Here is a 15350-nt window from a genome sequence, read left to right as displayed (position 1 = left end):
AGATGCGGAATTCAAGACGGGGCAACGTTGATCCCTTCATCGTGATGGACGTGATGGAAGCAGCGCGGGCGGCTGAAACCGCTGGGCGCCATATTATCCACATGGAAGTGGGCCAACCGGGGACGGGGGCACCGCAAGACGCGGTGCGGCGGTTGTCTGCCGATATGTCGCGTGATCCATTGGGCTACACAGTTGGACTTGGGTTGCCGGAATTGCGCGCTCGGATCGCACAGCACTACCGCGATTGGTACGGGGTTGAGCTGGACGCGGATCGCGTGGTGATCACCGCAGGCGCGTCGGGCGCATTTTTACTGGCATTTTCGGCGTTGTTCGACACCGGCGAACGGGTCGGCCTTGGTGCGCCATGCTATCCGTCTTATCGCCAGATTCTGAAGGCGTTGGATTTGGTGCCAGTTGATATGCCCACAACGATGGCGGCGCGCATGCAGCCTGTGGCGGCGGACGTTATCGCACATGATTTGTCAGGTCTAATTGTCGCGTCACCTGCGAACCCCACAGGCACGATGCTGGACATTGATGCCATGCGCGCACTGGCGGACGCCTGTGAAGCAACTGGGGCCGCGTTTATCAGCGATGAGATTTATCACGGGCTGGCCTACGATGGCCGCGCCGTGAGCGCGTTGGAGGTGACGGACGAGGTTTATGTCATCAACTCGTTTTCCAAGTATTTTTCCATGACGGGCTGGCGCGTTGGGTGGATGGTTGTGCCCCGTGATCAAGTGCGCACGATTGAACGCTTGGCGCAAAACATGTTTATCTGCCCGTCGCATGCGTCGCAACGATTGGCGCTGCATGCGATGGAATGCGGGGCGGATCTGGATCTGAATGTGGACGTCTACCGCGCCAATCGTGCGCTGATGCTTGCGGAACTGCCAAAGGCCGGCCTCGGCAAGTTCGCGCCGCCTGATGGGGCGTTCTATGTTTATGTTGACGTGTCTGATTATACTTACAACAGCGTAAAGTTCTGCGCACAGGTCCTTGAAAAGGCGGGCGTTGCGATCACACCGGGTCTAGATTTTGATCCGGTTGAAGGGCACCGTTGGGTGCGAATGTCGTATGCCCGATCCACGGAAGATATTCGTGAAGGTCTTGTGCGACTGACGGCGTTTATGGCCCATCGGGAGGCAGTCGTTTGAGGTTTTGGGGCAAAGCGAAATTAGGGGTTTTGGCGCTGTGGTTGGCGTTCTCAACGGGCCTTGGCGCGCAGGAGCTTTCAGGACTGGCGCGGCTGGATGTCGCGCAATCGGGCGCCGTTGATCAGTTTCGCCGCGCCGAGGTCGCTCTGTATTTGTCCCAGCCGGTGCCTTACCGCGTGTTTACTCTGGAGGGTCCGAATCGTTTGGTGATGGATTTTCGCGAGGTTGATTTTCGCGCCGTTGATGAAATGGCATTTACCAAAAGTGATTGGATTTCGGGCGCACGATTTGGGGCGCTACGTCCGGGGTGGAGCCGGATGATCCTTGATCTGGTGGACCCCGTCCGCGTCGATCAGGCGGGCATGACAGTGAACGCTGTTGACGGAACCGCGCAGATTGACGTTGTGTTGCGTGCTGCGACACAGGCGGGTTTTGCGGCGGCGGCAGGTCCGCCGAACGATCCCGATTGGGCGTTTCTGATGGCGGCGGATCCTGTATTTGTGGCACCACAAGACGACGAAGGGCCGTTGATTATTGTGATTGATCCTGGCCATGGCGGGCTTGATCCCGGCGCAGAACACGCCAATGTGCAAGAAGCTGACGTAATGCTGGCGTTGGCGCTGGAATTGGCTGCGGCATTGGGCCGGATTGAGGGCGTTCAGCCTGCTGTTACCCGGGCGGATGATACGTTTGTGGCGCTGCAAGAACGCCTGACATTGGCACGCGGCGCGCGCGCGGATTTGTTCATTTCGCTGCATGCAGATGCCTTGGAAGGTTTGCAGGCAACGGGCGCGTCGGTCTATACATTAACGGATGTTGCGGCTGAAGGCGCGTCCCAGCGGATGGCAGAACGTCATGAGGGCGGTGATTTACTGGCGGGCGTCGATCTGCGCGGGCAGGGCGATGAAGTCGCGATGGTATTGCAAGACATGTTGCGGGTCGAAACGGCGGCAGCGGGGGAGCGGTTTGCCGATCAGTTGGTTCAAGCGATGCGCGACACGGGCGCGGTTTTGAATTCGCGACCAAGGCGGCAGGCGGAACTGGCCGTTTTGAACGCGGCTGATTTTCCGTCCGTTTTGTTGGAGGTCGGATTTTTGTCCAATAACGTGGACCGCGCACGGCTGACCAGCCCGCAAGGGCGCGCGCCGATTGTGGCGGCGGTAACGCTGGCAGTTGGGCGTTGGGCAATCCAAGAAGCCGCGCTTGCGCCGCTGATCAAGCAGTAAAAAGCGCCAGTCAGATGCTGTGGCCTTGGTAGTTGGGGTCTTCGGGGCGAAAGGTGAGGGCCTTAAATCCAAGGTTCTGCAACATTGCGCGATATTCATCAGGATCAAGGCTGGTGAGATAGACGGGTGCGCCTGTGGCCTGGCCCCAGACATCTCTGGCGCAGTGACCGGATGTGAACATCGATGAGGCTTTGGGGGCAGCTTGGGCGGCAAAGGTTGCAAACATCGCCCGCTGGTCGGTTTGGCTTAGATGGAAAAAGCGTGTTCCGCGCGAGGATGGCATCAAATTTTTCGCCCAGATCAAGGGTTCTCATATCTGCGTGAACGGCGGTGGCGTTTGGCAGGGTTTGCGCGAACAGATCGACCATCGCTGCGGTCCCGTCGCCCCCCGTCATGGCCATACCGCGTTTGGCCAGACAGGTGGCGATTGGCGCACCGGGGCCGCAGACCAGATCAAGAAGGTGGCGCAGCGACACATTGTGCGGCGTGATGCCTAACATGCTGTCCAATATAGGTTTTTCAAACAAGCTGCGATTGCGCTGAGACTGATAATCAGCCGCGACACGGTCATAGGTTGTGATGATGTCTGCGGGGCTAATTGGGCTGTCATGGCGTCGCTGTGTGCTGGCAGGGCGGGTCGTGCAGCGGCCATGACACGCACCGTAATCGAACCAGCGCAAAGAAGCCAAAAACGCGTGGTGATCTTTTGACGATCTCGCACAAACTGCTTATAAGCGGTGGAATTCCATTAGGGGCACTTCGCCGTATGATCCTGCGTTTCATCTTTTCGTTCTTTGGCGGCATTTTTTCGACGCTGACGCTTGGTGCTGGAATGGCCGCCCTGACACTGGGTGCGATTTTCTACATGTATGGCAGAAACTTGCCAACCTATGAGACATTGGCAAATTATCAGCCCAAGACGATCAGCCGCGTGTATTCCGGCGAAGGCCAGGTGATTGATGAATTTATCGAAGAACAGAGATTGTTCACACCGATCGAAGGAATTCCTGATCTTGTTGTGCATGCTTTCATCAGTGCAGAGGACAAAGAGTTCTTTGAACATGACGGCTATTCTGTAACTGCCATTCTGTCTGCGGCCCGTGATTTTATCACGACGGGAGGGCAGACGGTTCGCGGTGGTTCAACAATTACGCAGCAAGTTGCCAAAGGATTGTTGTTGGATGGATCGCGGACAATTGAGCGCAAAGTGCAAGAAATTATCCTCGCGCCTCGGCTTGAAGCGGTTTTGGGCAAGCAAGGCGTCTTAGAAGTGTACCTGAACGAGATTTTTCTCGGGCAGAATTCCTATGGCGTGACAGCAGCGGCGCGTACCTATTTCAACAAGACGCTCAGCGAATTGACGCCGGGCGAAGCGGCTTATCTGGCGTCCGTGACGCGGCGACCCTCGGATATGCACCCCGTACGCAACCGAGATGTTGCGTTGTTTCGCCGAAACAACACCCTGCGTGAGATGTTTGAAAACGGATACATATCTGAGACCAATTATGAAACAGAAGAGGACCTGCCCTTGCTATCCGTGCAAGGCGGCGATTTTCCGAGCTACCAAGTAGAGCGTCCAGACCGCGATTATTTCACCGCCGCTATTGCAAACGAAGTCGAGGGGCTGTTCCCGGATCAAGAAATGGGCAGCGCCGGTTTGTCGATCCGTGCAACTGTGGACGAAGAACTGCAGGCGGCGGCGCGTGATGCGCTGCAGCGCCAGTTGGAAACCTATGATCGCGGCATTGGCCGCTGGCGGGGCACGGGGCTGACGATCCCTGTTGAGATGTTGTCAGACGAAGAACAATGGCGGGCTGTATTGCGAAGCGCACCTATTATTCGTACGATTTCGCTTGAAAGCCAGTGGTTTCCTGCGGTTGTGCTTGACGTGGACGAGACCGAGATGCGGATGGGCATCGAAGGTTGGGTTGCGGGCGATGAAGACCCCATCGTGCCGCGCGGTGACATTGAATGGATGCGCGGCAGTTTCGCGGACAATTTTGATGCGGGTGATGTGGTCCATGTGCGCCGGCTGACGCAAGACTCTGACGGCGCGTTTATTCGTTGGACACTGCGTCAAGTGCCAGAAGTGCAGGGCGCGTTTATGGCGATGGACGTCAACACGGGCCGCGTTCTGGCAATGCAGGGTGGGTTTGGCTATGAAATCGTTATTTCTGAGCTTAACCGTGCCTATGCACAGCGCCAGCCAGGCTCGGCGTTCAAGCCGTTCGTTTTTGCAGCAGCGTTGGATTCTGGCTACACGCCCGCCACGGTCGTGGTTGACGCCCCGGTTGAAGTGTCGGCTGGTGGTGAGATTTGGCGTCCGCAGAACTATTCCAACCAGTTTTACGGCCCTACACCGCTGCGCACCGGAATTGAGCAGTCGCGCAACGTGATGACAGTGCGTTTGGCGCAAGAGGTTGGGATGCGGGTTATTGCGGAATATGCCGAACGGTTTGGTGTATATGACAATATGACGGCATTTTTGTCAGCGTCCCTCGGGTCCGAGGAAACTACGCTGTACCGACTGGTCGCGGCCTATGCGATGTTCGCAAATGGTGGTGAGCGGGTGGAGCCGACGTTGGTTGACAGGGTGCAAGATCGCTTCGGCGATACAATTTATCGTCACGATCAAAGGATTTGCGCGGAATGTTCTGACGCGACCCTTGAACAGGGACGTGGCCCGCGCATCGTTTCGGATCGCGAACGTGTGATGAATGCGGTGACAGCGTATCAGTTGACGTCAATGTTGGAAGGCGTGGTTATTCGCGGCACTGCGCGTGGCGCGGTTAATCTACCGGTGCCGATTGCAGGCAAGACAGGCACCACTAACGACGAGAAAGATGCGTGGTTTGTCGGCTTTTCAAGCAATATTGTGGCCGGCTGCTACATCGGCTTTGACACCCCGCGCCCCATGGGACGTGGGGGGTCTGGCGGCGCGTTATGCGCCCCAGTGTTCAATGCGTTTATGGAGACGGCGATTGCGAAATACGGTGGCGGCGCGTTTGCAGTGCCCGATGAGTGCATGTTCATTAACATTGATCGCTTTACCGGTGCGCGCCTTCCGGATGGTGTGTCGGGCAGCAATGTTGTACGCGAATGTTTCCGTATTGGCGAAGAGCCTATCTTTGGCATCACCTTTGATGGTGGTTTTGCAATGGCGGCGGACCTGCCACTGTTTGAAGAAGCGCGTCCGCGTGATGCGGTCAGCGTCACGACGTCAGACGGTAATACGGCGACAATCAATTCCAACGCCAGTTTCGGGTCGCTGTCTTCGGGCGGGCTGTATTGACGGGGTTGATTGCCCCTCTTGGGACGATGCGATAAAGGATCCCGGAAGTCCACCTTGGCACCCCTTAGTAGAAGTCTGATATGCGCGCTGAAATTCAAACGATCGTTGTTGAAATTGAAAAAAGCTTGTCGCTGCTGGCGCAGCGAATGGAGTGGGACACGGCGTCCCACCGCCTTGAAGAATTCAACGCGCGGGTTGAAGATCCGACGCTGTGGGACGACCCAGAGGCCGCGCAAAAGTTGATGCGTGATCGCCAGTCGTTGGTCGATGCCATCGCAAGCTATGAGGTCATCAAACAAGAGCTGTCGGATCATATTGAGCTGATCGAGATGGGCGAGATGGAGGACGACTCGGACATTGTCACCGAGGCTGAGGAAGCGCTCAAGGTCCTAGCGGCGAAGGCGGCCAAGAAAGAGCTCGAAGCCCTGCTAAACGGCGAAGCGGACGCCAATGACACCTTCCTTGAGATTAATTCAGGCGCTGGCGGCACCGAAGCCTGCGACTGGGCCGCGATGTTGGCACGGATGTATATCCGTTGGGCCGAGCGCAAGGGCTACAAGGTAGACCTACAATCTGAGTCGGCAGGCGAAGAAGTTGGCATTAAATCGGCGTCCTATAAGATCAGCGGTCATAACGCCTATGGGTGGTTGAAGTCTGAAAGTGGTGTACATCGATTGGTGCGGATTTCACCGTTTGACAGCGCAGCCAAGCGGCACACGTCGTTTACATCTGTGAAAGTCTACCCTGTTGTTGATGATAACATCGAGATCGAGGTCAATCCGTCCGACATTCGCATCGACACCTACCGATCGTCCGGTGCTGGCGGTCAGCATGTGAACACAACCGATTCCGCGGTGCGGATCACTCATGCGCCGACGGGAATTGTTGTGACGTCATCCGAGAAATCACAACACCAGAACCGCGATATTGCGATGAAAGCGTTGAAGAGCCGATTGTATCAGATTGAGCTGGATAAGCGCTCAGCACTGGTCAACGAGGTCCATGAGAACGCAGGCGATGCAGGGTGGGGCAACCAAATCCGGTCCTATGTGTTGCAGCCCTATCAGATGGTCAAAGATCTGCGCACCCGCCATGAAACGTCAGACACGCAAGGTGTGTTGGACGGCGATTTGGACGCGTTCATGGGCGCAACACTGGCGATGGACGTCAGTGGCAAAAGCCGTGCGGATGCCAACGCCGAGGATTGAGGCTGAAGACTAAGGTCTGGGGCGACCTACGCCTGCGGCGAGTGGGGGCCAAAATCCTTTCGGATTTTGGCGGTGCCTGCGGCGGACAGGTATTTATAAACCAAAGAAGCTGTGTGCCGCTTGACGCGGTGGGGTTGGCGCGGGATGATTGAAGCTGGAGGAATGTTATGTCCGAAACTTCGACACCAGTCGCGTCACCAATTCCAAGTATCGGCACTGTTACGGTGCACGAGCTCTGGACTTGCCTGAAGGCAGGCGTCGCTGATTTTCGGGCGGCGCCGCAATTCGGCCTGTTCTTTTCTGCGGTCTATGTTTTGGCCGGATTTTTCATGCTTTGGCTTGGGGCAGGGCATGTGTCATGGATTTTGGTGACATCATTGGGGTTTCCGCTGGCCGCGCCGTTCGCGGCAGTGGGGCTTTATGAAGTGTCACGCCGGTTGGAGGCTGGGGTGTCGCTGAAATGGCGCGCGATCTTGGGTGTTGTATCGCAGGAACGCACGCGGCAAGTGCTGTTGCTGGGTGCGATCATCGTGCTTTATTTCCTGTTCTGGACGTTTCTCGCGCATATGATTTTTGCGCTGTTTATGGGGCTTGGTACGCTGACCAATATTTCAACATCCTGGGAGGCCTTTCTGACGCCAACAGGACTGGCGATGATGGGTGTAGAAATGGCTGTGGGGGCGGTGCTGGCGTTCTTTTTGTTTTCGTTGACGGTCGTCAGTCTACCGCTGTTGCTTGAGAAAGAGATCGATTTCATCACGGCGATTCTGTTAAGCCTGCGCTGCGTGCGCGCGAATATTTGGGTTATGCTGTGCTGGGCATTTGTTGTTGCGGCGCTGACGTTTATCGCACTTTTACCATGGTTTTTAGGCTTGCTGTTTGTGCTGCCTATACTAGGCCATGCGACGTGGCATCTGTATCGCCGCGCGCTTTATGATCCGCTTTAGGGGCGTGAACGAGCGGATTTGAAAACTGGGCGGACACGAAAAAGGGGCCAGCGCTGGTGCGCGGCCCCGTTTTATACATTCAGAAAACGTTTAGGCTTTTGGCGCGACTGGTGGGGCGACCGGTGCTGCTGCTTTTGGCGCACTTTTGGGCGCGCCAGTGTTGAGTGGGTCGTCTTGGCGCTGAACCGAGCCTTCGAAGTGTGCACCGGATTCAATCGCGATGGTCTTGTGGATTATGTCACCCTCGACCCGTGCGGTCGACGTTAGGCGGACCTTGAGACCGCGAACGGTGCCAACGATGCGGCCATTAACGACGACGTCATCGGCCATGCATTCGCCGTTCACTGTCGCACCTTCGCCAACTGTCAGCAGATGCGCGCGAATGTCGCCATCAACGGTGCCTTCAATCATGATGTCGCCAGTCGTCTTCAGGTTGCCTGTGATGTGCAGGTCCGTGGACAACTGCGACGCCGGTGGTTTTGCCTTGGGCGCGGAGGATTTGAAATCGCTCTGCGAGGGGACAGGGGACCCGCCAGAAGGCCGAGCCGTGTCCGGTGTGGAAGGGGCGGCAGGGCTGCCGGGTTCGTTGATTTTGCTTTTAGAAAACATCTTGTCCAGCTCTTATATAAATCATGGGGTTTACGGGTCGTCCGCCAACGCGGATTTCGTAGTGAAGGTGCGGACCAGTTGACCGTCCGGAGTTTCCAATATCACCAATCCGATCGCCACGCGAGAGTCTTTGTCCAACTTCGACGCGAATTCGACTTTGGTGCGCATATCGGGTCTCAATGCCGAACGCATGCTGTATCTTGACTAAACGTCCATATCCTGAGGACCAGCCGGCAAACGTTACCACACCGTCCGCCGGAGCGTAGATCGGCGTGCCAATCGGGGCTGCAAAGTCGGTGCCATTGTGCATTCTGCCCCAGCGCATGCCGTAGCCGGAGGTAAAGCGAAAGCCGGAGCGCACAGGCATATCGAACGGTATACGTTCCGCCGCGATGCGGTACAAGTTCAAACGGTCCATCGACCCGAGGATACCGTTGGCACGGGCGGCGTCGGGATCTTCTTGCCCGCCACGAGTGGAAAATTGCAGCGGCGTAAGCGGGCCACCGGTGCCAGAATAGCCGCGGCGCACCTGTTCAAGCACATCTTCGGGGTTCATACCAGCGGCGCGAAACATATTATCGAGCGGAGCGACAGAAACCGTGAATGCCTCTTCGAGTTGGCGGAAAATCTGGTCGTTTCGTTCTTGCAGAAGGCGCAGTTCGAGTTCCATGTCAGCGGCATGGCTGAGGGCGAACTCGGCGTCGCTGGCGATCTGGTCGCGCTCAGCGGCGGTATCCGCGAGGGCGGTTGCCAATATATCAACTGTGCCGTCCGCTTGGCTTGCCTGCGCATAACCGATCGGCAGGTCGCCATCCCCGTTGATGGCGGTTTCAAGCACCAAGATCTGTTCTTGCGCGTCTTTGCGTTCGCCCATTGTGCGGCGCAGCGTGACTTGCACAACTTCGAGGCCAGTTTCCAATTCACGGCGGCGATCCTCGGAGCGAAGTAATTCTGACTGCATGAGAGAGACTTGATCAAGCGCGGAGGAGAACCGTTGTTGCGCGGCGACAGCTTCGTTGGCACGCACATCGCGTTCAACAGACATCGCGTTGAGGCGGTCTTCGTAGGTGGTCTGGTCGCGTTGTGCCTGGGCGCGGAAGTTGCCCGCACCGATGCTGTCCATCAACAGCACAGCGGTGGCAATAATCGTCCAACCTACAATAAGGGCGCTACCCGCCCACGCAACAAGTTGGGTTTCAGGCTTGAGGCGGATAAACCGCGTCTCGGTGTCTGATCGCAAGAATAGACGCTTCTCAGGGAAGCGCTTTTCCAAAGCGACATGCATCTTATGTATCAAGCGTGCTTTCACGTGTATGTCCTGATCCCATCCCTAGCCGTTAACGTGGGCCCAACAATCACGTCATGTCCGTGTTAACGGGTGGTGGAATCGCTGGCAAGGTTTTTGGCCAAAAGATTGAAGATACAGCCCGGTACGAGGTGATGTTGGCAGCAAACCGCCGATTATGATTGGGAGATTGGGGCGCATGGGGCGCAGTAATTAGTTAACGTTGGGATCGTTTGGTGACGGGCGCAACGGCGCAGACGATAAAAAATGGCCATCAAAATGGATGGCCTTTTCGAATTTGGGTGGCTGTGACGTCACACCGGATCGTTAGCGCAGAAGGATATCGCCAGAGCCGCAAAGCTCGTGCTGGGTTACCATGTCATTAACACTCCCATCCACGAACGTCTGGCGGACCCAGACATCGTATGTACAGTTATCGGGGGTTCTGCTCAGCGCTAATTTCGCGGCTTGCACCGAGCGCGATTATGCGCCCTTGCAAACGTTGGGACGGCCAATTTACGACGTTATTACCATCTATATAGATTTCATTGACTTCAAGTTTGAGGTTGTTGTTCACTGTCATTGAAATTCTGTCAGCCGTTACAGGCAGCGCGAGGGCCACAACGCTAAGCGCAAGAGTCGAAGAGTATTCTAAGATACAGCAATTTGTCACTTTTTTGAAACAATAACCTCCAGTCAGTCTGTCGTAAAAGCCAAGCTTGGCGGAGAAATTCGGTTCGACTAAGCTGTTTTGCAACGTTTTTTAAAAATGGCAGACGTCGCAGGACATGAACGTCCTGCCTGAAATCACATCATGGTACAGGCTGTCGCGGCCGGTGCTGATTGATCACGATCGTGACGTCGGACTTGGCGTGCAAAAAATTTGATGTGCAATGCTGTTTTGCGGATCGACACCCAGTCTGGGCCGATCCGCAAGGTGGGCAGTCCGCAAAACGAGAACTGTGGTTAGCTGTACCAATCACCCATTTTCGCCTCGATCCCATCTGACAGCATTGCGGCGAATTGGGGGGGGGGGTCCTGTGTGCCGTTGTCGCGGCAACGGTAGTGGTAAGCTTAGACATAAGTCGGGGCAAATTCAACCACGGCGGACGCTGCGTCCATCGTGAAGGGCAAGTTCATGCAGACAAACGCGAGGTCGATGTTTTCAAGGCCACGCATTTCGGGCGTGTCTTCGGTGTCGTCGGAAATGTAGACGCGGAAGTCGCGGCAGGTCAGCACATAACCGTTGTCGCACCCTTCTGGGTGAAAGCTCAGGCGGTCCTCGGTGATGTTATAGGCGGCGATTGCATCAATCGTCAGATCGCCCAGTCCCATGGTTTCGCGATTGGCCAGCGACGTCGCGCGGGCCTGTTGGTCTTCAGTTAGCATGTCAGATACGGCTGTATTGGCGATAAAAATGCTGGCCCTAGTGTCGAGGGCTGCAAGCGTTGCTGCATTGAAATGATCACCGTGTTCATGGGTGATCAGGATCATGGCCGCCGCTGGCAGACCTGCGTAGGCCGAAGGATCGCATACCGGGTCGACGTAGATTGTGCCATCAGCCAGTTCCGGCACCAAAGATGCGTGCGCGATGGGATGGACGATGAGATTGCCCATTGATGTTGTAAACTTATCCGGCGCGTGGCCGTCGGCGCGCGCGGCAAAGGGCAGCAATGCAATCGCTGCGTCAGAACCGGCAAGGAAGGTTCTACGGCTGCGCATTTTGTACTATCCGATTTTGGACGGGATAAATGTTTACGGAGCGCATTAGATTTTCTGTCTAGAGCGCGCGGATGGTGTCCAAGACGTCATCAACATGCCCCGGTACTTTTACTTTGCGCCAGATCTTGGCGATTTTTCCATCATTGATCAAAAAAGTGGTGCGTTCGATCCCCATGAAAACCTTGCCATACATCTTTTTTTCGCCCCAGACGCCGTAGCGTTCGCAGACGTCGCCATCCGCGTCAGACAACAGGGCGATTTTGAGGTCGTGTTTGGCAATGAACTTTTCATGTTTGGTGACGGTATCTTTGCTGACCCCAAGGATCGTGGCGCCGCTTGCGGCAAATGCGGCCAGTTGGTCGGTGAACCCAATGGCTTCGGTCGTGCAGCCCGGTGTGTCGTCGCGCGGATAGAAATAAACCACAACGGGGCCCCTCAGGTCGGCCAAAATTACGGTACTGCCGCCGTCACGGGGCAGGGAGATGGCGGGCGCAGTATCGCCTTCACGAAGTTCTGACATATCGAGGTCCAATCATGTTGTAATCCCTTTGCGTTCTAGCCCGTCAGCGGCGAATATAAACCCCAATGAGAGAGAACAAGAACACCACAGCGGAAATTGACGTGCCGGAGGCGGAGAGCCGCCGCCCTGTTCCGTCGCGCCGTTTGCGCGCGTTGTGGTGGCTGCGTGCCCTGATCTTGTTGATTGGCGCGCCGGTGTTGATGGCGATTATCGCCGCAGTTTTGCTGATTGGCCGCGAGGTGTCAGCGCCGTCATGGATCGTGCGTGACGTCGAAGTGCGTGCGGCTGAGGTTTTGGCAGGCGGATCGTTGGGGTTCGGCGCGATGAAAGTCACCATCGGGCGAGATTTTCACCCGCGATTGGTGCTGGTGAATGCAGTGCTGCGCGACGCGGAGGGCGGGATTTTGGCGCGGGTGCCACGTATCGAAACTCTCGTGTCGCCGCGCGGTGTTTTGCAGGGGCGTTTTCTGGCGCAGGAAATCAGGCTGCGTGGGGCCCAAGTTTCGCTGCGTCGTTCCAATGATGGCACTGTGGCGCTTGCGTTTGATCAGGGTGCAACGGCAATTGGGTCGGCTGATGGTTTTCTGGGCCTGCTGGATCAGATCGATAAGGTGTTTAGCCAAGGCGCGCTTGAGGCGCTTGAACAGGTGCGCGCAACAGGTCTGATTATCAATCATATTGATGCGCGCGCGGGGCGGTCTTGGGTCATTGATGACGGACGCATTGCGCTTGATTTACAAGATGGCGGGCGGCAATTGCGCGCGAATGTGGCGTTGTTGTCGGGGCGGTCGTACGTGACCAACGCAGAACTGACTTACAGGTCGCCGCGCGGCAGCCGAACGGCGCAGATCGGCCTTACGATCACAGATGCAGCGGCTGCGGATATTGCCAGCCAATCGCCGTTGTTATCATGGCTTGGCGTTTTAGATGCGCCGATTTCAGGGGCGGTGCGTGGTAAGTTGAACGAGGACGGCCGGCTGACGTCCGTGTCGGCCACGTTGCAAATTGGGGCGGGTGAATTGCGCCCCAATTCCCAAACGCGGCCCATCCCGTTCAATTCTGCCCGTACCTATATCAGTTATGATCCCTTGGCCAAACGGCTGACATTCGATCTGATCGAAGTTGACAGTGCACTTGGGCGCGTGGCGGGGACTGCGCGCACCTATCTGCGTGAATTTGAGGACGGCTGGCCGTTGGCGCTGTTGGGGCAGTTGCAATTTTCTGAGATATCCAGTGCGCCAGACGTGATTTTTGACAGCCCTGTTCACATGTCGCAGGCGAACCTTGATTTCCGATTGCGCCTTGATCCGTTTACGCTGGACATCGGACAGGCCGTGTTGGTCAGTGACGCTGTGCCGCTGCGCCTGCGGGGGCAGGTTTCGGCGGGATTACAAGGCTGGTCGGTGGCGCTGGATTTACAAACGGACGTGATTGGCACCGATCAGGTGATTGCCCTTTGGCCAACGGGCGTGGCTGCACTGACCCGCGACTGGCTGGTTGAAAACGTACAGGGCGGCGATTTTTACGATTCAACTGTTGTGTTTCGCGCGCGGCCCGATGCACCACCGTCGTTAGCGTTGTCGATGGAATTTAGCGACGCAAACGTCGCTATCATGCCCACACTACCACCCATCGAAGACGCAGGCGGCACATTATCGATCATTGATCGCCGCGTGGCGATGACGTTGGACCGCGGCCACGTGACAGCCCCGGTTGGTGGGCGGATTGAGATGGCGGGCAGCACTATGGTGATCCCGCGCACGGGCGTCCCGAACACGCCCGCGCGTTTTGATCTGTCTATGCAAGGGCGTTTGACAGCGGTGATGGCGATCCTGAACCTCGAACCATTTGACATACTGCGCAACGTAGATTTACCTGTGAGTTTTGCGCAGGGCCGCGCAAGCATTCAAGCGGTGCTTGAAACCCCGTTGGGGCAGGGCGTTACGCCTGATCAGCGGGTGTGGTCAGTAAGCGCGCAAGTGCGAAATGTGAAATCGGACCTGTTGATCCCGAACCGCACGATCACAGCATCGGCGCTGGAAGTGGTGGCAGACCCGGAAAGTTTGGTAGTGCGTGGGCCGGTGCAACTTGGGGATGTGGCAGCGACGATGACGTTTTCGCGCGCGCTTGGGGCGGGGTCGCAAGGCACGGCGCGGGTTGATGCGACTGTCAGTTTCGGGCCTGCGTTTCTGGACGCGTTCAACATCAATCTGCCTCCCGAAATGATCACCGGCGCGGCGCCCGCACAGATTGCCATCGACCTCAGCGATCCAAATGCATCCGCGTTTCGGCTGACGTCTGATTTGCGCGGCGTGGGATTATCGCTGGTCGGTTTCGGCTGGTCCAAGGCGCGCGATGTGGCAGGATCGCTGACGATTGTCGGGCAGTTGGGTAATGCGCCGCGCATTGATGAATTATCGATCGCTGCGCCTGGTTTACAGACCACGGGCACGATCCGATTGGCGTCCGGTGGCGGGCTTTATCGAGCGGCGTTCGAACGAGTGCGTTTGGGTGGCTGGCTTGATGCGCCGGTGGTGTTACTCGGACACGGTGCAGGGCGGCCTTTTCAGGTGCAAATTGCAGGCGGGTCGCTGGACCTGCGTGAGGCGAATTTCGACACTGGTGGTGGCGGCGAAGGCGCGCCGCTGGACATCGCGCTGGATCGGCTGCAAATCACCGACGGCATCGCAATCGAGAATTTTCGTGGCACATTTACATCGCCAGCGGGTCTTCAGGGGCAATTTCAAGGTGACGTGAATGGCACGACCCCGATCCGTGGCACGTTGGTACCTGTGGGCGGGCGGGCCGCTGTGCGCATCGTCAGCGATGACGCTGGTGGTCTGTTTCGCGCCGCGGGGATTTTGCGCAATGTCTACGGCGGTGCAATGGAGATGACGTTGATCCCAGCGGGCGCTGAGGGCAGTTATGACGGCACACTGATCGGCACCACGTTGCGCATCCGCGATGCGCCTGCGCTCGCGTCGCTTCTGGACGGGATTTCGGTCGTTGGGTTGCTGGCACAGATGAGGGGACAAGGGTTGTTGTTCTCAGATGTCGAAGCGCAATTCCGACTAACCCCAGATCGTGTGATCGTCACCCAATCAAGCGCGGTTGGTCCGAGTCTTGGGATTTCACTGGACGGGATTTACAATCAAGCCGCGCGCACGATGGATTTTCAGGGCGTTGTGTCGCCATTTTTTCTGATCAACGGGATCGGCGCGATCTTTACGCGCCCCGGGGAAGGTCTGATCGGGTTCAATTTCAACCTGCGCGGCCCCGTTGACAACCCAACCGTTCTGGTCAATCCGCTGTCCGCGCTTACGCCGGGGATGTTTCGCGATATCTTCCGCCGCTCGCCCCCTACCGTGGGCCAATAGGACCCCC

At 57.0% G+C, this 15350-nt stretch carries 11 protein-coding genes; 6 read left to right on the top strand and 5 right to left on the bottom strand.

Features of this window, described 5'->3' with window-relative positions:
- The first annotated feature begins 2 nt into the window (after positions 1-2).
- Positions 3-1157 (top strand): pyridoxal phosphate-dependent aminotransferase, encoded by a 1155-nt coding sequence (locus OAN307_RS14580; RefSeq protein ID WP_015500438.1) that lies wholly within the window; start codon positions 3-5, stop codon positions 1155-1157.
- On the top strand, positions 1154-2383 hold the full coding sequence (locus tag OAN307_RS14575; RefSeq protein ID WP_044043811.1) for an N-acetylmuramoyl-L-alanine amidase: 1230 nt from the start codon (positions 1154-1156) through the stop codon (positions 2381-2383). Before OAN307_RS14580 ends, OAN307_RS14575 begins: the two co-directional genes overlap by 4 nt.
- Positions 2384-2487: 104 nt before the next feature.
- Here OAN307_RS14575 and OAN307_RS14570 read toward each other — a convergent pair whose 3' ends face one another.
- Positions 2488-3063 carry a class I SAM-dependent methyltransferase gene (locus OAN307_RS14570; RefSeq protein WP_245540851.1) on the bottom strand — a complete coding sequence of 192 codons (576 nt, stop codon included), beginning with the start codon at positions 3061-3063 and terminating at the stop codon, positions 2488-2490.
- An 89-nt stretch (positions 3064-3152) separates the two neighbouring features.
- Here OAN307_RS14570 and OAN307_RS14565 point away from each other — a divergent pair, with 89 nt between their 5' ends.
- From OAN307_RS14565 to OAN307_RS14555, 3 genes are all read left to right on the top strand, one after another.
- A complete protein-coding gene (locus tag OAN307_RS14565) occupies positions 3153-5675 on the top strand; it encodes a penicillin-binding protein 1A (RefSeq protein ID WP_083903226.1) in 2523 nt (840 codons plus the stop codon).
- 80 nt (positions 5676-5755) lie between these two features.
- A complete protein-coding gene (prfB, locus tag OAN307_RS14560) occupies positions 5756-6883 on the top strand; it encodes a peptide chain release factor 2 (RefSeq protein WP_015500435.1) in 1128 nt (375 codons plus the stop codon).
- A gap of 167 nt (positions 6884-7050) precedes the next feature.
- Positions 7051-7830 (top strand): DUF2189 domain-containing protein, encoded by a 780-nt coding sequence (locus tag OAN307_RS14555; protein WP_015500434.1) that lies wholly within the window; start codon positions 7051-7053, stop codon positions 7828-7830.
- 90 nt (positions 7831-7920) lie between these two features.
- Here OAN307_RS14555 and OAN307_RS14550 read toward each other — a convergent pair whose 3' ends face one another.
- The 4 genes from OAN307_RS14550 to bcp all read right to left on the bottom strand — a co-directional run bounded on the left by OAN307_RS14550 (position 7921) and on the right by bcp (position 11966).
- On the bottom strand, positions 7921-8439 hold the full coding sequence (locus OAN307_RS14550) for a bactofilin family protein (RefSeq protein WP_015500433.1): 519 nt from the start codon (positions 8437-8439) through the stop codon (positions 7921-7923).
- The gene (locus tag OAN307_RS14545) at positions 8429-9724 is read right to left on the bottom strand and encodes a M23 family metallopeptidase (RefSeq protein ID WP_015500432.1); all 1296 of its coding nucleotides are present in this window, start codon (positions 9722-9724) and stop codon (positions 8429-8431) included. Before OAN307_RS14545 ends, OAN307_RS14550 begins: the two co-directional genes overlap by 11 nt.
- Positions 9725-10798: 1074 nt before the next feature.
- On the bottom strand, positions 10799-11446 hold the full coding sequence (locus OAN307_RS14540; RefSeq protein ID WP_015500431.1) for an MBL fold metallo-hydrolase: 648 nt from the start codon (positions 11444-11446) through the stop codon (positions 10799-10801).
- A gap of 58 nt (positions 11447-11504) precedes the next feature.
- Positions 11505-11966: a thioredoxin-dependent thiol peroxidase gene (gene bcp / locus OAN307_RS14535; RefSeq protein ID WP_015500430.1), complete on the bottom strand. Its 462-nt coding sequence runs from the start codon at positions 11964-11966 to the stop codon at positions 11505-11507.
- Positions 11967-12031: 65 nt separating this feature from the next.
- On the opposite strand from bcp, the gene OAN307_RS14530 reads away from it, so the two are divergent.
- Positions 12032-15343, top strand: a complete 3312-nt coding sequence (locus OAN307_RS14530) for a YhdP family protein (RefSeq protein WP_015500429.1) — start codon at positions 12032-12034, stop codon at positions 15341-15343.
- Positions 15344-15350 lie beyond the last annotated feature (7 nt).

The organism is Octadecabacter antarcticus 307 (assembly GCF_000155675.2).
GTDB lineage: Bacteria > Pseudomonadota > Alphaproteobacteria > Rhodobacterales > Rhodobacteraceae > Octadecabacter > Octadecabacter antarcticus.
This window is presented reverse-complemented; position numbering and strand designations above follow the sequence as displayed.